This window comes from Sphingomonas leidyi (genome assembly GCF_011761945.1).
GTDB classification, from domain to species: Bacteria; Pseudomonadota; Alphaproteobacteria; order Sphingomonadales; family Sphingomonadaceae; genus Sphingomonas; species Sphingomonas leidyi.
The window spans coordinates 323,276-343,895 of record NZ_JAASQV010000002.1 but is presented as its reverse complement, the minus strand read 5'-3'; the positions used below and the strand labels follow the sequence as shown (position 1 = coordinate 343,895).

21 protein-coding genes and 1 riboswitch are annotated in these 20,620 nt (G+C 63.2%); of the genes, 16 read left to right on the top strand and 5 right to left on the bottom strand.

Annotation, left to right across the window (positions count from 1 at the left end; translation table 11 throughout):
* Window positions 1-16: 16 nt before the first annotated feature.
* The 6 genes from FHR20_RS11305 (at window position 17) to purU (ending at window position 5,603) form a co-directional block, all read left to right on the top strand.
* Window positions 17-679 carry an epoxyqueuosine reductase QueH gene (locus FHR20_RS11305; protein WP_167299748.1) on the top strand — a complete coding sequence of 221 codons (663 nt, stop codon included), beginning with the start codon at window positions 17-19 and terminating at the stop codon, window positions 677-679.
* 49 nt (window positions 680-728) lie between these two features.
* A riboswitch (cobalamin riboswitch) is annotated at window positions 729-951 on the top strand.
* Between the two features lie 124 nt (window positions 952-1,075).
* Window positions 1,076-2,062, top strand: a complete 987-nt coding sequence (locus tag FHR20_RS11300) for a DUF1852 domain-containing protein (RefSeq protein WP_167299747.1) — start codon at window positions 1,076-1,078, stop codon at window positions 2,060-2,062.
* A gap of 29 nt (window positions 2,063-2,091) precedes the next feature.
* Window positions 2,092-3,120, top strand: coding sequence for a methionine synthase (locus tag FHR20_RS11295; protein WP_167299746.1), 1,029 nt, complete (start codon window positions 2,092-2,094; stop codon window positions 3,118-3,120).
* A gap of 91 nt (window positions 3,121-3,211) precedes the next feature.
* Entirely contained in the window at window positions 3,212-4,219 is a 1,008-nt protein-coding gene (locus tag FHR20_RS11290; RefSeq protein WP_167299745.1) for a bile acid:sodium symporter family protein, read from the top strand.
* 10 nt (window positions 4,220-4,229) lie between these two features.
* Window positions 4,230-4,751: a flavin reductase family protein gene (locus FHR20_RS11285; protein WP_167299744.1), complete on the top strand. Its 522-nt coding sequence runs from the start codon at window positions 4,230-4,232 to the stop codon at window positions 4,749-4,751.
* Window positions 4,752-5,603 carry a formyltetrahydrofolate deformylase gene (gene purU / locus FHR20_RS11280; protein WP_167299743.1) on the top strand — a complete coding sequence of 284 codons (852 nt, stop codon included), beginning with the start codon at window positions 4,752-4,754 and terminating at the stop codon, window positions 5,601-5,603.
* Window positions 5,604-6,156: 553 nt separating this feature from the next.
* Here purU and FHR20_RS11275 read toward each other — a convergent pair.
* The gene (locus FHR20_RS11275; protein WP_167299742.1) at window positions 6,157-6,975 is read right to left on the bottom strand and encodes a hypothetical protein; all 819 of its coding nucleotides are present in this window, start codon (window positions 6,973-6,975) and stop codon (window positions 6,157-6,159) included.
* A gap of 145 nt (window positions 6,976-7,120) precedes the next feature.
* Here FHR20_RS11275 and FHR20_RS11270 point away from each other — a divergent pair, with 145 nt between their 5' ends.
* From FHR20_RS11270 to FHR20_RS11255, 4 genes are all read left to right on the top strand, one after another.
* A complete protein-coding gene (locus FHR20_RS11270; protein ID WP_167299741.1) occupies window positions 7,121-8,077 on the top strand; it encodes a DUF4365 domain-containing protein in 957 nt (318 codons plus the stop codon).
* Window positions 8,078-8,551: 474 nt separating this feature from the next.
* Window positions 8,552-9,118 carry a sigma-70 family RNA polymerase sigma factor gene (locus FHR20_RS11265; protein ID WP_167299740.1) on the top strand — a complete coding sequence of 189 codons (567 nt, stop codon included), beginning with the start codon at window positions 8,552-8,554 and terminating at the stop codon, window positions 9,116-9,118.
* A complete protein-coding gene (locus FHR20_RS11260; RefSeq protein WP_167299739.1) occupies window positions 9,111-9,812 on the top strand; it encodes an anti-sigma factor in 702 nt (233 codons plus the stop codon). The genes FHR20_RS11265 and FHR20_RS11260 overlap by 8 nt, the downstream gene beginning before the upstream one ends.
* Window positions 9,813-9,921: 109 nt before the next feature.
* Window positions 9,922-10,452: a fasciclin domain-containing protein gene (locus FHR20_RS11255; RefSeq protein WP_243857377.1), complete on the top strand. Its 531-nt coding sequence runs from the start codon at window positions 9,922-9,924 to the stop codon at window positions 10,450-10,452.
* 150 nt (window positions 10,453-10,602) lie between these two features.
* Here the strand turns inward: FHR20_RS11255 and FHR20_RS11250 are convergent, their stop codons facing one another.
* On the bottom strand, window positions 10,603-11,064 hold the full coding sequence (locus tag FHR20_RS11250) for a DoxX family protein (protein ID WP_167299737.1): 462 nt from the start codon (window positions 11,062-11,064) through the stop codon (window positions 10,603-10,605).
* Window positions 11,065-11,116: 52 nt separating this feature from the next.
* A complete protein-coding gene (locus FHR20_RS11245; RefSeq protein WP_167299736.1) occupies window positions 11,117-11,395 on the bottom strand; it encodes a BufA1 family periplasmic bufferin-type metallophore in 279 nt (92 codons plus the stop codon).
* 210 nt (window positions 11,396-11,605) lie between these two features.
* Between FHR20_RS11245 and FHR20_RS11240 the strand changes: the two genes are divergently transcribed.
* From FHR20_RS11240 to FHR20_RS11215, 6 genes are all read left to right on the top strand, one after another.
* Entirely contained in the window at window positions 11,606-12,145 is a 540-nt protein-coding gene (locus FHR20_RS11240) for a sigma-70 family RNA polymerase sigma factor (RefSeq protein WP_167299735.1), read from the top strand.
* Window positions 12,142-12,783: a DUF1109 domain-containing protein gene (locus FHR20_RS11235; RefSeq protein WP_167299734.1), complete on the top strand. Its 642-nt coding sequence runs from the start codon at window positions 12,142-12,144 to the stop codon at window positions 12,781-12,783. Before FHR20_RS11240 ends, FHR20_RS11235 begins: the two co-directional genes overlap by 4 nt.
* An 82-nt stretch (window positions 12,784-12,865) precedes the next feature.
* Window positions 12,866-13,144: a BufA2 family periplasmic bufferin-type metallophore gene (gene bufA2 / locus FHR20_RS11230; RefSeq protein ID WP_167299733.1), complete on the top strand. Its 279-nt coding sequence runs from the start codon at window positions 12,866-12,868 to the stop codon at window positions 13,142-13,144.
* A 63-nt stretch (window positions 13,145-13,207) separates the two neighbouring features.
* Window positions 13,208-14,038 carry an MNIO family bufferin maturase gene (bufB, locus tag FHR20_RS11225; RefSeq protein ID WP_167299732.1) on the top strand — a complete coding sequence of 277 codons (831 nt, stop codon included), beginning with the start codon at window positions 13,208-13,210 and terminating at the stop codon, window positions 14,036-14,038.
* The gene (locus FHR20_RS11220) at window positions 14,035-14,811 is read left to right on the top strand and encodes an HvfC/BufC N-terminal domain-containing protein (RefSeq protein ID WP_167299731.1); all 777 of its coding nucleotides are present in this window, start codon (window positions 14,035-14,037) and stop codon (window positions 14,809-14,811) included. Before bufB ends, FHR20_RS11220 begins: the two co-directional genes overlap by 4 nt.
* 398 nt (window positions 14,812-15,209) lie before the next feature.
* Entirely contained in the window at window positions 15,210-16,565 is a 1,356-nt protein-coding gene (locus FHR20_RS11215; RefSeq protein ID WP_208413562.1) for a serine hydrolase, read from the top strand.
* A gap of 387 nt (window positions 16,566-16,952) precedes the next feature.
* On the opposite strand, the gene FHR20_RS23230 is transcribed toward FHR20_RS11215, so the two are convergent.
* Window positions 16,953-17,855, bottom strand: coding sequence for a TniQ family protein (locus FHR20_RS23230; RefSeq protein ID WP_167299729.1), 903 nt, complete (start codon window positions 17,853-17,855; stop codon window positions 16,953-16,955).
* A gap of 213 nt (window positions 17,856-18,068) precedes the next feature.
* Entirely contained in the window at window positions 18,069-20,615 is a 2,547-nt protein-coding gene (gyrB, locus tag FHR20_RS11200) for a DNA topoisomerase (ATP-hydrolyzing) subunit B (protein WP_167299728.1), read from the bottom strand.
* Window positions 20,616-20,620: the final 5 nt, after the last annotated feature.

The following is a 20,620-nucleotide window of genomic DNA, read 5'->3' as shown; positions in this document are numbered from 1 at the left end:
TATATCTGGAAACGAAATGACGACCGAAATCGACCGCCCGATCCTGACGCCGCCCGACGGGCACAAGAAGGTGCTGCTGCATTCCTGTTGCGCGCCCTGCTCGGGCGAAGTGATGGAAGCGATGACCGCCAGCGGCATCGACTACACGATCTTCTTCTACAATCCGAACATCCACCCCAAGGAGGAATATATCCTCCGCAAGGAGGAGAATATTCGCTTCGCCGAGGCGCACGCCGTGCCGTTCGTTGATGCCGACTACGACACGGTTAATTGGTTCAAGCGCGCCAAGGGCATGGAGTGGGAGCCGGAGCGCGGCATCCGCTGCACCATGTGCTTCGACATGCGTTTCGAGCGGACCGCGCTCTATGCGCACGAGCATGGCTTCCCGGTGATCACCTCGTCGCTCGGTATCTCGCGCTGGAAGGATATGAACCAGATCAACGGCTCCGGCGAGCGCGCGGCAAGCCATTACCCGGATCTCAGCTACTGGACGTTCAACTGGCGCAAGGGCGGCGGCGCCAGCCGGATGATCGAAATCTCCAAGCGCGAGCGCTTCTACCAGCAGGAATATTGCGGCTGCGTCTATTCGCTGCGCGATACCAATGCGCATCGCGTCTCGCAGGGCAGGGAGGAGATCCGGCTCGGCGAGCTGTTCTACGGCGAAGAGAGCATGAAATAACGACATAAAGATATCTTTATATCATCATTGACAGACCGCCTACGATGGTGTTGAAGCAGCCCGTCGAGGTTCCCCGATTCAGGCGTGGATCGGGGCTAAGACGGGAAGCCGGTGGTGTCCTTTCAGGGCAGAGTCCGGCGCTGCCCCCGCAACTGTAAGCGGCGAGTGGCGGTTCCAATTCGTGTCACTGAGCTTCCGCAAGAGGCTCGGGAAGGCCGGAACCGCCGCGATGACCCGCAAGCCAGGAGACCTGCCTTCGGCGCCATAACTTTCCTCGGACGGGGGTTCCTCCGGTGGATCGCGCTTGAAGCAGGACGCGCGGTCGCGCGGCGTCTGGGCTGCCCATCTCGCGCGCTCTTCCTTCGGCCCTCCGCCCGGCAATTCAGGTGGTCGGTCATGAGCAAAAGCGAATTCACGTTCTCCATAAAGAGCATCGCGTTCGACGAGGATTATCATCCCGCCGATAACACGCGGATCACGACCAACTTCGCCAATCTGGCGCGCGGAGAAAGCCGCCAGGAGAATCTGCGCAACACGCTGCGGATGATCGACAACCGCTTCAATTCGCTGGCGCATTGGGACAACCCCAAGGGCGATCGCTACTCGGTCGAGCTCAAGATCATCACCGCCGAGATGAGCATGGCTTCAGAGGGGAGTGACGAGGTCTTCCCCCTGATCGAGATCCTTCAGACGACGATCGTCGACAAGAAGACCGGCGAGCGGATCGACGGGATGGTCGGCAACAACTTCTCCTCCTATGTCCGCGATTACGATTTCAGCGTCGTCCTGCCGGCGTACATGAAGGCGCATCCGAATGCTGGGGCGCCGCAGGATTTCGGCGACCTGCATGGCAATTTGTTCAAGCACTTCCTGAATTCTAGCGCCTACCGCGATAATTTCAGCAAGCCGCCGGTCATCTGCCTGAGCGTGTCGAGCAGCAAGACCTATCATCGCACTACTAACGAGCATCCCGTGCTCGGCGTCGAATATCGCAACGACGAATTCTCCGCGACCGACGAGTATTTTGCCAAGATGGGCATGAAGGTCCGCTATTTCATGCCGCCGAACAGCGTCGCACCTTATGCCTTCTACCACATCGGCGACTTGCTCGGTGACTATACCAGCCTCGAGCTGGTCAGCACGATCAGCGTGATGGAGACGTTCCAGAAGATCTACCGCCCGGAAATCTACAACGCCAATTCGGCGGCGGCGGAGCTCTATCAGCCCAGCCTCAAGTACCAGGACTATTCGCTGACTCGCATCGTCTACGATCGTGAGGAGCGCAGCCGGCTGGCCGTTGAGCAGGGCAAGTTTGCCGAGGAGCGCTTCATCAAGCCCTATCAGGCCGTGCTCGCGAGGTGGTCCGCCAGCTTCGCCGCCTGATCCCCCGACAAAATACAAGGTTACCCATCATGACGACATTGTTGCCCACCTCGACAGCTGGCAGTCTGCCCAAGCCCTCCTGGCTGGCGGAGCCGGAGAAGCTCTGGTCGCCGTGGAAACTGGAGGGTGAAGAGCTGGTCGCGGGCAAGCAGGATGCCTTGCGCCTGGCCGTGGAGGATCAGCGGCAGGCGGGCATCACCATCGTCGGCGACGGCGAGCAGACGCGCCAGCACTTCGTCACGACGTTCATCGAGCATCTCAGCGGCGTCGATTTCGAGAAGCGCGAGACTGTCCGGATCCGCAACCGCTATGATGCGAGCGTGCCGACGGTCGTCGGCGCCGTCTCTCGTCCCAATTCCGTCTTCGTCGAGGATGCGAAGTTCCTGCGCGCGCAGACCGATCAGCCGATCAAGTGGACGCTGCCGGGTCCGATGACGATGATCGATACGCTCTACGATGCCCACTATCGGAGCCGCGAGAGGCTGGCCTGGGAATTCGCGCAGATCCTCAACCAGGAAGCCAGGGAGCTCGAGGCCGCAGGCGTCGACATCATCCAGTTCGACGAGCCGGCGTTCAATGTCTTCTTCGACGAGGCGAACGACTGGGGCATCGCCACCCTGGAGAAGGCGACTGAAGGGCTGAAGTGCGAGACGGCGGTCCACATCTGCTACGGCTACGGCATCAAGGCCAACACCGACTGGAAGAAGACCCTGGGGGCGGAGTGGCGCCAGTATGAGGAAACCTTCCCCAACCTGCAGAAATCGAAGATCGATATCATCTCGCTGGAATGCCATCACTCCCATGTGCCGATGGATCTGATCGAGCTCATCCGGGGCAAGAAGGTCATGGTGGGCGCCATCGACGTCGCATCCGACACCGTCGAGACCGCCGAGGAAGTTGCCGACACGCTGCGCCGGGCGCTTCAGTTCGTGGATGCCGACAAGCTCTATCCGTCGACTAATTGCGGCATGGCGCCCTTGTCGCGGCATGTGGCGAGGGGCAAGCTGTACGCGCTGGGCGCGGGCGCGGCGATCGTTCGGAAAGAACTCTCGGCCTGACAGGTCGACGGAGACGTCGCGCGCATTGGGTGACCAGCCCGAGCGCGCGACGATCCCCGCCTGGCCGTGTGCCCAACTTCTGGAACCCTTGATGACTGCTCTCCTGCGCCGGCTGCGGCTGGACCCCTATATCCTTGCGATCATGGCCATGGTGGCGGTTGCGGCCATCCTTCCCGCGAGGGGAGTGGGGAAGGATGTGCTCGATCAGGTGGTGCGCGCCGCCATCGCCATCCTGTTCTTCCTCTACGGCGCCCGGATTTCCCCGAAGGCGATCTGGACCGGCATCACGCACTGGCGGCTGCAGGGCCTGGTGTTCGTCACGACTTTCGCCGTGTTCCCCCTGGTCGGCTTCGTGGTCCTGAAGCTGACCGGCGGCTATCTCGACAGCGGCCTGGCCACCGGCTTGATGTTCCTGTGCCTGCTGCCCTCGACGGTGCAGTCGTCGATCGCCTTCACTTCGATCGCGCGCGGCAATGTCCCGGCGGCGCTCTGCAGTGCTTCCGTCTCGAACCTGGCCGGCGTCGTGATCACGCCCTTGCTCGCGACGATGCTGCTGAGCGCCCATTCCGGCGGGATGTCGCTCGACGCGGTGCGGGACATTGCAGTGCAGATACTTCTGCCCTTTGTCGTCGGCCAGTTTGCGAGGCCGCTCATCGGGAACTGGCTCAGCCGCCAGAAGACGCTGACGATGCTCTTCGATCGCGGATCGATCCTGCTCGTCGTCTACTCGGCGTTCAGCGCCGGTGTCGTCGCGGGCATCTGGAGCAAGGTGACGCCGCAGAGCCTTGCGCTGGTCATAGTCCTGGATCTCGTGATCCTCGCGATCGTGCTGGTGTTCACGACGGCAGTCAGCCGCCTCCTGCGCTTCACGGTCGAGGACGAGATCGCCATCGTGTTCTGCGGTTCGAAGAAGAGCATGGCGAGCGGTTTGCCGATGGCGAACATCATCTTCTCGGCGAGCACGGTGGGCCTGATCGTTCTCCCGCTCATGCTGTTTCACCAGATGCAGCTGATGGTCTGCGCGGCGCTTGCCCGACGGTACGCACAGCGACCGGAGGAAGCCGTTCTAATGACCACGGTTCCTGAGCCGGCAATCTAGGATCCAATAGATGAACATTCTGAGCACCATCAGCGACGATGCCGAGCTGCGCCGTCTCTTCGGGAGGTTTCCGACCGGTGTCACCGCCCTGTGCGCCCTGGATCAGGGCAAGCCCGTGGGCATGACCGCAAGCGCCTTCGTGGCGATCTCGCTCAACCCGCAATTGGTGTCGGTGTGCATCAAGCGCGGCTCCGGAACCTGGCGGCAGCTGCGGACGCTTGAGCGCGTCGGAATCTCGTTCCTCAGCAACAGCCATGCCGCAACCGCGCGCCAGTTGGCCCAGTGGAGTGAGGACCGCTTCCGCGGGCTGGAGTATGAAGTGACGCCCGATGGCGCCATATTCCTGGCGAATGCGGCGGCTTGGCTCGAATGCTCGGTCGAGCAGGAAATCGCCGCCGGCGATCATGACATCGTCCTGTTCCGCCTTCACCGGGCAGCGGCTGCCGACGAGACCATGCCGTTGGTCTTCCACTCCAGCGATTTTCATACCCTGGCGCCCATCGCCCAGCTGGCGCACCCCGGAGAAGGCTGAATGACGCAGTCCTACACGCTGGTCGTCAACTGTCCGGACCGTCCGGGCATTGTCTACAATGTTAGCAGGATCATTTTCGAGCACGGCGGCAACATCCTGGAGTCACGCCAGTTCGAGGATAGTGAGACGGGGCGTTTCTTCCTGCGCATCGTCTTCGAGAGCGACAGCGAGCGTTCCGTGATGGCGGACGCGGTCGCCCAGCTCGCCGACGCCTTCGGAATGGACTGGAAGCTGGTGCGAACCGATCAGCCGGTCAAGGTGCTGATCCTAGTCTCCAGGTTCGACCATTGCCTGGCCTATCTCCTCTACAAGGTTCGGATGGGGGAGATGCCGATCGAGATCGTTGGCATCGCATCCAACCATCCGGCCTCCGCGCTCACCGCGAGCGACATCCGGGACGTTCCCTTTCATCACCTGCCGGTTACCCCCAAAACCAGGGACGAACAGGAGGCGCGCATCAAGGCGCTGGTTGAGGAGAGCGGTGCAGAACTCGTGATCCTAGCCCGCTATATGCAGATTCTATCGGACGATCTCGCGGCCTATCTGTCCGGACGCTGCATCAACATCCATCACAGCTTCCTGCCAAGCTTCAAGGGGGCGAAACCCTATCACCAGGCCTATGCGCACGGCGTGAAGATGATCGGTGCCACGGCGCACTATGTCACCGCGGAGTTGGATGAGGGGCCGATCATCCATCAGGCGGTCGAGAGCGTGACCCATGAGGACTCACCGGAGGATCTGGTCCGCAAGGGGCGGGAGATAGAAAACCATGTCCTTGGCCACGCGGTCGGCTGGCATGTGACGCACAGGGTGGCGATGAACGGGCGGAAGACGGTCGTATTCAGGAGTTGAGCGAGGAACTGTGGCGATGCGGGAAAACTGATTTTCGCCGCTTGAAAGCGCGAAGCGTAGACCGGCCGAGTTGGTGGACTATTCCGCCTATTGATTAACGGCCCATGCTAGGTGGCTGAGCCGGCGGACGGAGGCAATTCTGGGCTATCGGTCATAGGCGCCAACTTGTCTGGCGATGGCGACTGTCGGGCATTCCGTTCCCGGAAGCTGCCAGTCCGCTGTCGGCCCACGAGCCGTCGGGCCGGTTTCGGCCGGCGCTGCCAGTCGGGAATGCGCCCCAATCCCGGTCATTCCTAACCCGTCAGGTCGATCCCGAAAGCTACCGTCTGTTCGCACAGTGGCCGGATGGCTGAGTTTGGGACATTTCCGACGTTCGCGCCCGACCGGTTCAACGGCGGCTTTTGTTGGGAGCAGACGTTCGCGGTTTCTGATTCAAACGACCGGCTCGGGTCTTAAGCTGCCACGAGAATCTGCCGATCGGGCTCGCCCAGAATTATTGGAAATTACGTGGTTTCCCAAACGCGGTCGACATAGGTTTACCCTCGGGGCGAAGTCATACCGGTCCCTTGTCGTATCGCCGCAAAAGCAGCGTGCTCGTCAACAGGACGGTGTGCAGTCGGAAGGTGCTGTCATCCTCATCGGAGAGGCCAGGATGGGGCCCTTCGGGATGGAGACGTTTGACCAGGCCGTTTACGAACCCCTTGCCGTCGTCCGACCATTCGTTGAGCGGTCGGCTGAGGAATCCGCTCGCAGCCAGCTTAGCCCTTCTAGACTGCCCCGTCGGAAGTGCGGCAGCGTCGGGGTCAACTCGTTCTGCCAGTCCGTCGAGAAGTGCGTCGAGAAACGTTCGGATCTGGCCGTTTGCGCCGGCCCAATTCCCGCGCGCGTGGGCATCGATAGCCTGAATGAGGTGACCTTTGGCGACGCCCAGTCCATGGACCGCGAGCAGCCGCATCAGATCGGATTCGGTTTCCGGCAGACCGATGTCGCTCGGAAGCACGCGGCGCAGCACACCGTCCGACACGGTGAAACCGTCGAGTTCCAGCACGCGAAGGAAGGTCGCCATCAGGGGCGTCAGTTGACGGGCCTTTGACCAGGAGTGCTCCGGTTCCGGAGGAATGGACCGCGCGGCGCGCTCGACGAGCAGGGACTCGATCGACTCCCCGTCGATCTGCATGCCAGGATTGAGGTTCACGAACCGCTTCAGGTCGCTAAGCCGGTTCTTCTTGCTGACCGGCTCCGACCGGACCTGCGTGTAGACCGCCGGGCCCAGTTCCATCAGGAATGCTGTGACGTCCGACTGATACCAGGCCTCCTCAAGCACGTCGGTAGCTGCGATCGTCGTTCGTCTTGAGAGGTTCATGTGCGGCATTGGTCACCTGTCGTCGCGCTTCGATCGCGCCATTCTACGCGATCGCAGGGGCCAGCCAAATCGGCCGCCCGAATCCGCGCCGATATTCGCAAGGCGTTGAACTGCTTTGGTTGGCGCTCCATCCTGTCCGAAAAGGAGACGCGCCATGGCGATGAAGTTGCCGAAGAGGCCGAAGGCCCATCTGACCGAGGCGGAGGCGTGGAAGATACTGCAGACATGCGCGCCGAGCACGTGGATCGTGCGCGAGGTCACCGAGCGCGATTACGGCATTGATGCCTACGTCGAGATCTCCGACCGGGAAGGCAACGTTACCGGCGATCTGATTTCGATCCAGCTCAAGGGGACGGATTCCATCACTTGGCGTGGGGAGAAGGGAAACCGCATTGCGACCTCGCCCTCCATTGCGACGAGCACGGCGAACTATTGGGAACGGCTGCCGGTGCCGGTGTTTCTCTTCGTGGCCGACGTGCAGGCCAAAGACATCTGGTTTGCGCCGGTCAAGCCTACGATCCGCCGCGAGTATGGGAAGTTGTCTGATCAGGAGACCATGACCTTCGGGTTGAAGAAAAAGCTGCGCCTCCGGAGCAAGGTCGGGCCTGCGCTCGTCGAAGTGTTTGGCCGTCGCGAACGGCTCCAACGCGATTTCGTCTTCCATCTGACGAACATCGTTTCCAATGCGGGCGACTTTCATCAGTTCATCGACGGTAATCAGGGAAGAGATGCGCACATGGAGGTCGCATCGGAGGTGCATCTGCGCTTCGTGAGCCTCTACCAGTCCTGCGAGATGGTGGCCTACTTTCTTGGCGTGAATTGGACCGTCGACTCCCTGAATGAACTGCACAGGCGTGATCACGAGGTTTTCCAGGATGACTTCGTCATGCTCCACGAACTGACCCTGGATCAGGCGTTGGCGCAGTTGGAACCGCTGTTCCCGAAGCTACTTCGGGGTGCGGTTGAATTAATCTCCAAGAGCGAGAGGGCGTATTGGAAGGCGATGCAACCAGTTCTATACGCCCAATGCTCATCCGGAGAGCTCGAATGGACGATCAAGTCGATCGAGGAGCGCATAGCGGCATCCGAACCCTATAGGCGCAAGTTATGATCTGGCAGTGGCTGCCAATGATATTGCCAGTCGCTGTAGATTTTCCCGGCAGAGCGACAATGCTGATGAGCACCAACGGCATTTATGGGCAGGTTCTTAAAGTGCATCGGGGCAGTCGCCGTGAACGGTAGATGGGACATTCCGACGCTCGCGTCGGACCGGTCAAGCGGCAGCTTTTGTCGAGAGCAGGCGTTCGCGGATTCTGATTTAAGCGACTGGCTCTGGTCGCCAGCGGCCGGAGGGTTGTGGGACTTTTCTGCCCTTACCAAGTGACGCGTCGAACGGCAGGTTTCGCCAGCGGACGCCCGGCGCTTCCCGGACCGGCCATCAGAGCGCGACTGGAGAAGGGCCGAGAGTGGACCTACCGTTCCTAGGTTCGAAGCGCGGATTGCGCTCGTCATATTACCGCGTGATCAAACCCTTGCCGCCGAAAGCGTACTGACAGTCCGAGCTCGGTCGGATAGCTTCGCAGCCATGGTCGATACGCCAGCCAGCGCGAACAGGGAAAGGCTCGTTGCCAACTTGGCTCGCGTCGCCAAAGGCGATCAGGCGGCCCTGCGCGCCGTATATGATACGACCGCCGCGAAGCTTTTTGGCGTTTGCCTCCGTATCTCCGGAGATCGTGAGGCCGCCGAGGATATCTTGCAGAAAGTCTATCTCAAGGTCTGGGACCGCGCCGGGCGTTTCGATGCGGAGCGTGCAAGCCCGATCACCTGGCTGTGCGCCATCGCGCGCAATACAGCGATCGACTGGCGGCGGGCCAATGGCAGCACGGCGCACCTGCCGGAGAGCGCGGCGGCGATAGTTGAAGACGACAGCCCCCTCGCGCCCGAGGTGATCGATGCCGCCACGCAGCGCGCGCGGATTTTCGACTGCCTGGATGCCTTGGACGAGCGCCCGCGACACGCGATCCGCGCAGCGTTCTTCGATGGGCTCACCTATTCGCAGCTCGCCGAGGCAATGGCGGTGCCTCTCGGCACGCTCAAGAGCTGGGTCCGCAGGGGGTTGATCCAGCTCAAGGGGTGCCTGGACGATGCCTGAGCCGATCATTCCCGAGGAGCGCGATGCACTTGCCGCCGAGCTCGCACTTGGCCTGCTCGAAGGCGAAGAGCGTGCCCTGGCGATGCGCTTGCGGCTGTCAGATCCCGATTTCGCGGCCACGGTCGATGCCTGGGGCAAGCGCTTCGAGCCGCTGTGCGCAGGGTTCGAGGAACAGCCTTCGCCCGCGCTCTGGCCGGCGATCGAGCACCGCCTGGGCGGTCCGGGCGAGCGGGACAGCCACCGTGCGCTCCGACGCTGGCGGATCGGCGCGATCGCGAGCGGCGCGCTGGCGGCATCGCTTGCGGCGGTGCTTGTGCTGCGGCCTGCGCCCGCACCGGTCGAGATCGTCCGGGCGCCCGACAGGACAGTGATCGCGCAGCTCGGCAGCGGCGATGCTCCCGGCTTGCTCGCCGCAAGCTACGATCCCGCCGGTGGCGTGCTGCGCATCCGCGCGGTCCGGCTGCCCGACAGCAAGCTCGCCCCCGAGCTCTGGGTGATCCCCGCGGACGGCGTGCCGCGTTCGCTCGGCCTGGTTGCAGCGGATGGCGTGACTCGCGTTGTGGTCGATGCGCCGCATCGCGCCCTGCTCTCGGATGGCGCGACGCTGGCCATCACATTCGAGCCGCATGATGGCGCGCCGCATAAGGCGCCGAGCAGCGCCCCGATCGCCGCCGGAAAAATTTCAACGATCTGAGCCGTGACTGCATCCGCCAGGCAACCGGCGCCGTAGCTTCTTCGCACCCGAACCTCGGGTGCTGGAGAAGGAAGCCAAGATGCCCAGCCTCAGGAAGCTCAGTCTCACAATGGCCGGTTCGGCGCTGCTCGCCACCGGTGCGGTCGCGGCCGTCCAGCATTATCCCATGGTCGGCGGCGCGGCGATGTATCCAACGAAGAACATCGTCCAGAACGCCATGAACTCGAAGGACCACACCACGCTCGTCGCCGCCGTCAAGGCCGCGGGCCTAGTCGATACCCTGTCCGGACCCGGCCCCTTCACCGTCTTCGCACCGACCAACGCCGCCTTCGCCAAGCTCCCGGCAGGCACCGTCGACAAGCTGGTGATGCCCGAGAACAAGGCGACGCTCACCAATATCCTCACCTATCATGTCGTGCCCGGCAAGATGAGCGCGGCGATGCTCGCGGCCAATGCGAAGAAGCATATGGGCAAGGCGATGCTCACCACCGTGCAGGGCGAGAAGCTAACTGTCACCAAGGGGCCGGACGGCGCCTGGTGGGTGGTCGACGCCAAGGGCGGCAAGGCAAAGATCACGATCGCCGACGTCAACCAGTCGAACGGCGTGATCCACGTGATCGACGGCGTCCTGATGCCGTGACGCCGGTTCCGGCGCGAACCCTCTCGCGCCGGATCGTGCCCGGCGGCGCGCCTTGGTCCCATCGGTAAACGCTGACTCGGCGCGCCGTGAAAGCCGCTGCCCGGATCCCCCTGGCAGCGGCTTTCCCTTGACTGGGCGATTTGCCGCTCCCTAGCGGCCCGCGCCGGTAGAGCCAGACTGTCGCATGATTGCGTCGACCGACCAGGCGCCTCCGCCGCGAAAGATGAGGGGAAGCAGGATCGCCGCCCAGCTCAGATGGGTCGGCCAGGCATCGGGATAGACGAAGATCTCGATCACTAGCGTCATGCCGAGCAGCGCCAGTGCCGAAAAGCGCGTTGCCAGACCCAACACCAGCAGGATCGAGAAACCATGCTCGGACCAGGTCGCCGCCACCGCCGCGATCTCGGGCGGAACCAGCGGCAGTGCATATTCGGTACGGAAGAGCTCATAGGTGCCGTCGGTGATGTGTAGTATGCCGTCCACCTTGGTGCGGCCGGACATGAAGAATACGCCGGCGATACCCAGCCGGGCCATCAGCAGGAGCAGGGCGTCGGGCACCAGCGTGGACGCGCGATCGGTGAGGCGTGTGTAGAATGCAGCGGGGGAAGTCATCGACGATCTCCGGAGGAATGCCGCCGGGACAGGGCGTGCCCCGGCCGGCACATCAGGCTTTGGGACTCAGCGAGCCATTGCCCTTGGGCGTCCTGATCGTGGTGCAGGTGCCGGCCTTGACCAGCTTCCAGGCGTTGCCCTGATAATTGACCTTCGACGTGCCTGCGCAGCTGGTGCCGGCACCGGCCTTGCAGTCGTTCTTGCCGGCGAGCGAGACGCCGTAGCATTTCTCCATCGCGGGCTTGGTCTGCGCCGAGGCGGCAGGCGCGAGCGCGGCGCCCGCGACGGCGATGGCGAGCGTGGCGGCAAGGGTGGCATTGGTCGAACGCATGTCTCTGATCCTTTGAAGACGGTGCCTCCGTCGCGCGGCCCGGCAGAGGGGAGACCGGGCCACGCGGTGACCGGGGAGGAGGCGGAAGCCCATGTCACATCGCCAGTTCGGCGCGGGCGCGGGCGGCGTTACAAATCGCCCTCGAATTTTTTTCGCGAAGCGGTGTAACCTTTGGCCCGGCCATGCCGAACTCTGCCTTGAGGAGCAGGGATGCGAGCGAACGAGGAAGCGCTGCGCGGGTTGATGATCGATGGGCTGGACGGTGACGCCGCGGCCCATGCCGCATTGCTGCGCCTGCTCGTCCCCTTGTTGCGCGGCTTCTATCGGCGTCGTGCGAACGGCTCCGACGACGATATCGAGGATCTGGTGCAGGAAACCCTGATCGCGGTGCACACCCGCCGCGCGACCTATGACCGCGAACGCGCCTTCACGGCGTGGCTGTTCGCGATCGCCCGCTACAAGATGGTCGATCATTTTCGCCGCACGCGCCGCCTGCAGCCGATCGAAGGGCTCGAGGAGACGTTGATCGAGCCGGATTTCGAGAATGCCCTGGTGGCGCGACTCGATGTCGAGGAGCTTCTGGCAGCACTCCCCGGCAAGCAGGCCCAGGCGATCCGCGCCACCCGGATCGACGGCCTCAGCGTCGCCGAGGCGGCGCAGGCCGGCGGCATCGGCGAATCCGACGTGAAGGTATCGGTGCACCGGGGATTGAAGGCACTGGTCGCGCGGATCCAGGGAGGCGCGCGATGAACACCGACGACCTGATCGCGCAGCTTTCGGAAGATGTGCCGCCGGTGCGCCGGGGCGCCGTCGGGCTGCGGCTCGTGCTCGGCATCCTGCTCGGCGCGCTGGTTTCGGGCACCGCCCTGGTGCTGGTGCTCGGCATCCGCCCCGATCTGGGCCTCGCCATGCGCGGGCCCGCCTTCTGGATGAAATGGGGCTATACCTTCTCGCTGGCGCTCGCCGCGATCGTGATGACCGTGCAGCTCGCGCGGCCCGACAGCGCGCGGCTGCGCTGGACCTGGCTGCTGGCGGTGCCGGTGGTGCTGCTTGGCGGGCTGGGCGTGGCCGAGCTGGCCCGAACGCCGCCCGGCCTGTGGCTCGCCATGTGGCTCGGGCACAGCTGGATGATCTGCCCCTGGCTGGTGCTGGCGCTGGCCATGCCGATCTTCATCGGCCTGCTCTGGTCGTTCCGGCGCCTGGCACCGACCCGGCTGCGCGCGGCGGGAGCTGCGGCGGGGCTGGCGGCGGGTGCCTTCGCGGCGACGGTCTATTGCATGCATTGCCCCGAGGTATCGGCGATCTTCGTGCTGACCTGGTATTCGCTCGGCATTCTGCTCGCCGCCTCGATCGGCGCGCTGCTCGGTCCGCGCCTGCTGCGCTGGTAATTCGCAGGAGCCTGTAACCGTCAGGCCCGGGTGGGCGAACTGGGGATGCCAATTCGGCTGAACCCCTTTCGGAGTATCCCCAATGACCCTCATCCGCACCGGCGCCAGCATCGCCGCTTCCGCCGCCGTCATCGCGATCAGCGCCGCGGCGCCGACTGCCGCCATCGCCAAGGCCGGCATGGGCGCGACCGCCGCCAAGGTCGTCCACTGCTATGGCATCAACACCTGCAAGGGCACGTCGGACTGCAAGACCGCGAAGAACGACTGCAAGGGCCAGAACGACTGCAAGGGCCAGGGCTTCAAGGAAGTTACCGCCAAGGCATGCACGGCCGCCGGCGGCAGCCTGACCGCGCCGAAGTGACCGGCGCACCGGCCCGGCGTCCCCAGCGCCGGGCCGGGCTTCCTTCCTGGCGAGGACCTTTTGATGATCGCTCCCTTTGCCGGCTTCGGCCTGGGCCTGCGCAAGCCGCATTATGCCGAATTCCTCGAGACCAAGGTCGCGGTCGATTTCGTTGAGGTGATCTCGGAGAACTTCATGATCCCGGGCGGTCGGCCCCGCCGCATCCTGCGCGAGGTCCGCGAGCGCTATCCGGTCGCGCTGCACGGCGTGTCGATGTCGATCGGTTCGGCCGACGGGCTCGACGGCGCCTATCTCGCCCGCCTTCGCGCGCTGATCGACGAGATCGACCCACTCTTCGTTTCGGACCATCTGAGCTGGTCGCGGATCGACGGGTTCAATTCGCACGACCTGTTGCCCTTGCCCTACACGCGAGAGGCGCTCGACCTGGTCTCGGCCAATGTCGATCGCGCGCAGAACGCGCTGGGCCGGGCGATGCTGGTCGAGAACCCCTCCACCTATATCGACTTCGCACCCGCCGACACGACCGAATGGGCATTCCTCGACGCGCTGTGCGCGCGCACCGGCTGCGGGCTGCTGCTCGACGTCAACAACGTCTTCGTCAGCGCGAGCAACCACGGCTTCGATCCCATCGCCTATCTGGACGGCCTGCCGCATGCCCGGGTGCGCCAGATCCACCTTGCCGGCCACAGCCAGGGCAGCGAGCTCCTGATCGACACGCACGACCAGCCCGTCCCGGATCCGGTATGGAGCCTCTATGCGCACGTCCTGCCGAAGCTCGGCCCGGTCGCGACGATGATCGAGCGGGACGACGCGATCCCGCCACTGCACGAACTGCTTGCCGAGTTGGGGACCGCCCGACGGATCGCCCGCGAAACCGTGCGTACCGCGGCATGACCCTGATCGATCTCCAGCGCGACATGCGGGCATGGCTGGCGCGCGAAGATGACGCGGCCGCGACGCGCCTCGGCGGCGAGGATGCAGCGCCGGGGCTGCGCGTCCACCGGAACAATTTCCGGGCCTCGCTCGCCGCTTGTCTGGAGGAGAGCTTTGCCCGCACCCGCGACTGGATCGGCGACGAAGCCTTTGCGCGTGCCGTGGCCGCGCACATTCTGCGCGTGCCGCCGAGTAGCTGGACCCTCGACGCCTATCCGCGCGACTTTCCCCCCACGCTGGCGCTGCTCTACCCCGGCGACCCTGAAGTCGCCGAGCTGGCCTGGATCGACTTCGCGCTAGGCGAAGCCTTTGTCGGCCCCGACGCCGCGGCGCTGACAGCGGCGGACATCACCGAAGTCGATTGGGACGCCGCCGTGTTGCATTTCACTCCGACGCTTGACCTCCGCGACCTGACCACGAACGCAACCGCGATCTGGTCCGCATTGGCAGAAGGCGTGGAGCCGCCGGGCGTGGCTTATCTGCCGGAGCAAGGTGCGATCCTCGTCTGGCGCGAAGCGGAAACCGCGCACTTCCGCGCCATCGATCAAATCGAGCGTCAGGCACTGCTCGCAGCTCGGGCTGGCCTGTCGTTTGCTGACCTGTGCGCAGAGCTAGTCGACAGATTCGGGCAAGAGGACGGGACTAGCCGCGCTGGCGAAATGCTCGGTCAATGGCTCGCGGACAGGTTGATAGTTGCCATCTCGCATTCGGATGATGATGCACCGCATCAATGATCTTGACTGCGGCAACCTGCTCCCACGCGCTGCCCTCTGGTACAACTGGCCGCATACAGAGTTTCATTGGTTGGTCACACGAATTGGCTGCAATTGATTTCTGAAGGAACGGCCGATTTCGGAGTAGCCGTCGGCGCCAGCAAACGACCGCTATTGGGGCGCCTTCCTGACGGTCTGCATCCGAGCGATCCATCGGTAACTTCTGTCAGGAGGAGACGTTCGCGGTAGCTGATATGAACGACCGACTTTGGTCGCCAGCGGCCGGAGGGGTGTGGGACTTAGCCGCCATTCCTGAGCGAGGTGTCGAACGCAGATTTGATACTGGCGCGTGCATCAATCCGCGTGCATTGGCCGCTCCCGCCGTAGAAGCGCGGTGGCATTGCTCCATGGGGTCCAGATTGTCGAGAAACAGCCTTTGCGCATATATTGGTAACAGCGCCCTCGTCGGCCTGGTCGCCTTTATTTTCTCTGCCGTCCCTGCCATGGCGCAGGGTTCGGGACGTATGGATCGGCTCGTGCGAGCCTCGGCCGAGGCGGACGAGTTCTCGGGGGCCGTTCTGGTCGCTCGCGATGGTCAGGTCTTACTCGATAAAGGCTATGGTCTCGCCAATCGCGAATGGCAGGTTCCCAACGACGGCAACACCAAGTTCCGCTTGGGATCGATCACCAAGCAGTTCACCGCCGTCGCGATCATGATCCTGCACGAGCGCGGCCTGGTGGATTTGGACGCGCCGGTGAAAACATGGTTGCCGGATGCGCCCAGTGCCTGGGATCAGGTCACGGTAAGACGCCTGCTGGCGCACACCGCCGGAGTCCCCAATTTCACAAGCTTCGACGACTTCCAATCGACGAAAGCGCTACCGGCGACGATCGACAGCTTGATCGCGCGGTTTCGGGATCGCCCACTCGATTTCCGGCCCGGTGAGGGGCGGAAATATTCCAACTCCGGCTATGTGCTGCTGACCGCCGTTATCGAGAAAGCCAGCGGGAAATCCTATGCCGATTTCCTTTCCGAAGCTGTCTTCCAGCCTCTGGGTATGCGCGATACTGGCTACGACCGTAACGCCGTTGTCCTGTCTCGTCGTGCGTCCGGTTATACGCCGACCGCAAACGGCGTGATCAACGCCGAACACTGGGACATGAGCATCCCGCAAGGCGCAGGCGGGCTCTATTCGACGAGCCATGACCTTCTGAAGTGGGAGCAGGGACTGTTCGGAGGACGCGTGTTGCGACCCGCCTCCTCCACGCTGCTGACGACGCCCGTCCGCGACGGATACGCCTTTGGCGTGTTCGCCACCAAGGCGGCGGGAAACACCACAATTGCCCATTCGGGCGGGTTGAACGGCTTCAACACGTTCATGGCCTACGATCCTGACCGTCGCACGACCGTGATCGTGCTGGGCAATCTCAACGGTGCTGCGCCGGATTTGCTGGGCGGATCGCTCATGGCGCTTGCACGCGAAGATGTCGGGGATGCGCGAGGGAAGGTGTCTCCTGCGGCTTCGGTCCTGCAAGACTACGCCGGCGCCTATAGTCTGACGCCGGGTTCGGCCATTTCCATTTCAGTCGTACAAGGCCGCCTGGTGAGCCAGCTCAGCGGGCAGCCCCCTGTTCCGCTCGATGCAAAATCGGGCGACGTCTTTGTTCTTCGTGGCAGTGATGCCCGGATAACCTTTACACGCGATGCCTCTGCCGCGGTATCCGGGCTGATCCTGCATCAGCACGATCAAGACAGGATCGCTGGCAAGTCTTAGTACGCCGGAACGCAGGCTGTAGAGGATCGCCGCGCTACCGAGATGAATGCGATGCCGCTCTACGCGACGACCCTGCTGGCCCCGCTCGGGCAGGTAATGCAGGAGATTTGCTCGGAGCGGTTTGCCAAAGCTCGAGCGAGCGCTCCTGCCATTAGCTGACGTTCACGCCCGCCGTGCGAACGGCACTTTCTGGTCGGCAGGTGCTCCTGGGGTCTCAATGCCATGAAATCCGAAAGCGTTTTCCCATGGCCACTTTGGCCATCGGAGAACGATCATGGAGATATCTGAAACCGCACCCACCGCCACCAAGCGTCAAGTCTGGAATGCCGGTAGAACCGTCGGCGCGAAGCGTGCGCTGAAACCGAAGCAAATATGGGAAATCCGATTTTATCTGACGTTAAAATATGATCTAGCGGCTGATTGAAGTTGATCTAATAGATCTTTTGCGCGGGGGTGGTTGTATTTATTGACGCTGTTAAAATAGAATTTTATCAAATTGCCTATTTTATAGTTTGGTTGATTTTCCGCTCTTCGATCTATTATTTCGATGATTATGGGTGCCGGGTTCTCAAAAAGACGGCCGGCAGATTCGACGATGGCCTCCTGTCCGAGCGTTTGCCGTTGGGTGTGCTCTTGGTCGGCAGAGGCTCCGCGAGCCCGTCCACCAAAGAAATTGATTAGGAACAGCAGGTCGTTGAGGTCAAGCAGAGCCGTGTCGAAACCCGTGGGCGCGGGAACGCCATTAAGGCCGCACGCAATCGCTAACCGCCGACTGACCTGAATTGCGGAGTGCGATGCACGAGGCGTTTGTTGCTTTCGAAAGTCAGAGTCGCAACGACACCGCACGAGGCTTGTTCGGTGCCAAGTGAGAGGTTGTCCGCAGGTTTGGCAGTGGCGGAGTAGCTGGCAACCGTGAAAGGGACACGCCTGAATAAAACGGAGGTCCCACAGGCAAGAAATCACTTCTTGGTCCCGCAGGCAGAGTGGGCATAGTCGCGGATTTACCCATGAAACCCGTCGGCACGGGACCTCGTGGCCGAAAAAGCGCAAATTTGATTTACCTGATCGAATGTACGCCAAATTAGTGGCAGTCGCGAGAGGTAATCCGAGAAGTCTCGCCACCTCCTCTATCGCGTGCGGAGCAGCGATATTGCCGAATTTTGTTAGCGCGTTGGATAGTACATCCCTCGGCCCGCTGTAGCCGTTGATGTCCGCAATGCGTAAAAGATAGCCGGGAAGGCGCTCCTCTGCAGTCGGCGCGCTTCGGACGACTATGGTCTGATGACACATGGTTGACCTCGAGGGGCTGTGCAATTGAAACATAGCACAGCATCCTCGCCGTCAATATATCATCTGAGTACTTAGGGGCTGCGAGCAATAGATTACGCGGGCGGCAGATGGGGGAGGTCATACCGCCCGAGCAATTACGAGATGAGTCTCCAACTCTTTAAGACGAGTCTCGCACTTTCAGTGACAGACCAGTTTGCCGATCGGGGCCCAACCCTACACGTCGAGATTGGCGACGCTCAGGGCGTTCTCCTGGATGAACTCGCGGCGCGGCTCGACCACGTCGCCCATCAGGCGCGTGAAGATCTCGTCCGCCACATCGGCCTGGTCGACCTGGACGACGAGCATCGAGCGATTGGCCGGATCGAGCGTGGTCTCCCAGAGCTGCTCGGCGTTCATCTCGCCAAGGCCCTTGTAGCGCTGGATCGACAGGCCCTTGCGGCCCGAGGCCAGGATCGCATCGAGCAGCTCGCTCGGGCGCGCCACCAGCGTTTCGCCCTTGGCGGCGGCGACCAGTTCCTCGCCATCGCCTTCCTCGGAAGCCGGCGCGGCCTCTTCGGTCATCGCGGTCTTGGCCGGCACCAGCTTGGCGAGCGCGCCATAGCTGGCCGCCTGCTCGGCAGCGAGCGCGTGGAGCTTGCGCCCCTCGGCCGAAGTGAGGAACGCCGCCTCGATGATGTGGTGATCGGTCACGCCGCGCCACAGCCGCTCGAAATGGAAGCCGCCCTCGTCGGTGACGCGGGCCGACCAGCGCGCATCCTCGTCGGTCTGGTCGAGCCGGCGGGTCACCGCGCCCAGCCGCTCGGCGCGCTGCTCGCGGCTCGCCTCGGGATCGAAGGCGCCGGCCAGCGCCAGCGCCTCGACGATGTCGGGCGCGTAGCGCCGGGGCACATAGCGCATCAGGGTGCGCGTGCGCCGGGCATGGTCGACCAGCTTGATCAGCTCGTCGCCGAAGATCGGCCCTTCATTGGTTTCCAGCCGCGTCGCACCGACTCCGGCCTCGACCAGATACTGGTCGAGCGCGGCATCATCCTTGAGATACACTTCGGAGCGGCCCTTGGTCGCCTTGTAGAGCGGCGGCTGGGCGATGTAGAGATGCCCCGCCTGGATGATCTCGGGCATCTGCCGGTAGAAGAAGGTGAGCAGCAGCGTGCGGATGTGCGCGCCGTCCACGTCCGCGTCGGTCATGATGACGATCTTGTGGTAGCGCAGCTTCTCCAGGTTGAAGTCGTCGCGGCCGATGCCGGTGCCCATCGCCTGGATCAGCGTGCCGATCTCGCGGCTCGACAGCATCCGGTCGAAGCGCGCGCGCTCGACGTTCAGGATCTTGCCGCGCAGCGGCAGGATCGCCTGGAAATGCCGGTCGCGGCCCTGCTTGGCCGAGCCGCCGGCCGAGTCACCCTCGACCAGGAACAGCTCGGACTTGGCCGGATCGCGCTCCTGGCAGTCCGCCAGCTTGCCGGGCAGGCTGGCGATGTCCATCACGCCCTTGCGCCGGGTCAGCTCGCGCGCCTTCTTGGCGGCCTCGCGCGCCGCCGCCGCGTCGATCACCTTCTGGATGATCATGCGGGCATTGGCGGGATTCTCCTCCAGATATTCGGCCAGCTTGTCGGCCATCAGGCTCTCGAGCGGCTGGCGCACTTCGGACGAGACCAGCTTGTCCTTGGTCTGGGAACTGAACTTCGGATCCGGCAGCTTGACCGAGACGATCGCGGTGAGCCCCTCGCGCATGTCGTCGCCGGTGAGCGTCACCTTCTCCTTCTTCAGCGCGCCCGATTTGTCCGCATAGTTGTTGATGGTCCGGGTCAGCGCGGCGCGGAACGCCGCCAGATGGGTGCCGCCGTCCCGCTGCGGGATGTTGTTGGTGAAGCAGAGGACGTTCTCGTAATAGGAGTCGTTCCACTCCAGCGCGACATCGATGGTCACGTCGTCGCGGGTGCCGGCGATCGCCACGGGATCGGGCATCAGCGGCTGCTTGTTGCGATCGAGCCACTTCACAAAGGCCGCGATGCCGCCCTCGTAATAGAGTTCGACTTCCTTCACGTCCTCGTGCCGCGCATCGCGCAGGAACAGGCGCACGCCGGAGTTCAGGAACGCCAGCTCGCGATAGCGATGCTCGAGCTTCTCGAAGTCATACTCGATCTGGTTCTTGAAAGTGCCGCCGTCGCCGGGAGTCTTCTCGGTGGAGGCGAGGAAGGTCACGCGCGTGCCCTTCTTGCCCTCGGGCGCCGTGCCGATCACCTTCAGCGGCGCCGTCGCGTCGCCATAGGCGAAGCGCATGTAATGCTCCTCGCCGTCGCGCCAGATGTTGAGGTCGAGCCATTCGGAAAGCGCGTTCACCACCGAGACGCCCACGCCGTGCAGGCCGCCCGACACCTTATAGGCATTGTCGTCGCTGGTGTTCTCGAACTTGCCGCCGGCATGCAGCTGGGTCATGATGACCTCGGCCGCCGAGACGCCCTCCTCGCTGTGGATGCCGGTGGGAATGCCGCGGCCATTGTCCTCGACCGAGACCGAGCCGTCCGGGTTCAGCTGGATGATGATCTTGTCGCAATGCCCGGCCAGCGCCTCGTCGATCGCATTGTCCGAGACCTCGAACACCATATGGTGGAGGCCCGAGCCGTCGTCGGTATCGCCGATATACATGCCGGGGCGCTTGCGCACTGCGTCCAGTCCCTTGAGGACCTTGATCGAGTCTGCGCCGTAGCTGTTCTGGTTCGGGGTATTTTCGGGAGTGGTGTCGTCGATTGCCATGCCCAGCATATAGG

Coding starts and splice junctions, on each gene's coding strand:
- FHR20_RS23230 (WP_167299729.1), bottom strand. CDS start 17,855: ATGTGTCATCAGACCATAGTCGTCCGAAGCGCGCCGACTGCAGAGGAG.
- FHR20_RS11255 (WP_243857377.1), top strand. CDS start 9,922: ATGGCCGGTTCGGCGCTGCTCGCCACCGGTGCGGTCGCGGCCGTCCAG.
- FHR20_RS11270 (WP_167299741.1), top strand. CDS start 7,121: ATGGCGATGAAGTTGCCGAAGAGGCCGAAGGCCCATCTGACCGAGGCG.
- FHR20_RS11240 (WP_167299735.1), top strand. CDS start 11,606: ATGCGAGCGAACGAGGAAGCGCTGCGCGGGTTGATGATCGATGGGCTG.
- FHR20_RS11290 (WP_167299745.1), top strand. CDS start 3,212: ATGACTGCTCTCCTGCGCCGGCTGCGGCTGGACCCCTATATCCTTGCG.
- FHR20_RS11275 (WP_167299742.1), bottom strand. CDS start 6,975: ATGCCGCACATGAACCTCTCAAGACGAACGACGATCGCAGCTACCGAC.
- FHR20_RS11305 (WP_167299748.1), top strand. CDS start 17: ATGACGACCGAAATCGACCGCCCGATCCTGACGCCGCCCGACGGGCAC.
- bufB (WP_167299732.1), top strand. CDS start 13,208: ATGATCGCTCCCTTTGCCGGCTTCGGCCTGGGCCTGCGCAAGCCGCAT.
- FHR20_RS11260 (WP_167299739.1), top strand. CDS start 9,111: ATGCCTGAGCCGATCATTCCCGAGGAGCGCGATGCACTTGCCGCCGAG.
- FHR20_RS11245 (WP_167299736.1), bottom strand. CDS start 11,395: ATGCGTTCGACCAATGCCACCCTTGCCGCCACGCTCGCCATCGCCGTC.
- FHR20_RS11285 (WP_167299744.1), top strand. CDS start 4,230: ATGAACATTCTGAGCACCATCAGCGACGATGCCGAGCTGCGCCGTCTC.
- FHR20_RS11265 (WP_167299740.1), top strand. CDS start 8,552: ATGGTCGATACGCCAGCCAGCGCGAACAGGGAAAGGCTCGTTGCCAAC.
- bufA2 (WP_167299733.1), top strand. CDS start 12,866: ATGACCCTCATCCGCACCGGCGCCAGCATCGCCGCTTCCGCCGCCGTC.
- FHR20_RS11295 (WP_167299746.1), top strand. CDS start 2,092: ATGACGACATTGTTGCCCACCTCGACAGCTGGCAGTCTGCCCAAGCCC.
- purU (WP_167299743.1), top strand. CDS start 4,752: ATGACGCAGTCCTACACGCTGGTCGTCAACTGTCCGGACCGTCCGGGC.
- gyrB (WP_167299728.1), bottom strand. CDS start 20,615: ATGCTGGGCATGGCAATCGACGACACCACTCCCGAAAATACCCCGAAC.
- FHR20_RS11220 (WP_167299731.1), top strand. CDS start 14,035: ATGACCCTGATCGATCTCCAGCGCGACATGCGGGCATGGCTGGCGCGC.
- FHR20_RS11250 (WP_167299737.1), bottom strand. CDS start 11,064: ATGACTTCCCCCGCTGCATTCTACACACGCCTCACCGATCGCGCGTCC.
- FHR20_RS11300 (WP_167299747.1), top strand. CDS start 1,076: ATGAGCAAAAGCGAATTCACGTTCTCCATAAAGAGCATCGCGTTCGAC.
- FHR20_RS11235 (WP_167299734.1), top strand. CDS start 12,142: ATGAACACCGACGACCTGATCGCGCAGCTTTCGGAAGATGTGCCGCCG.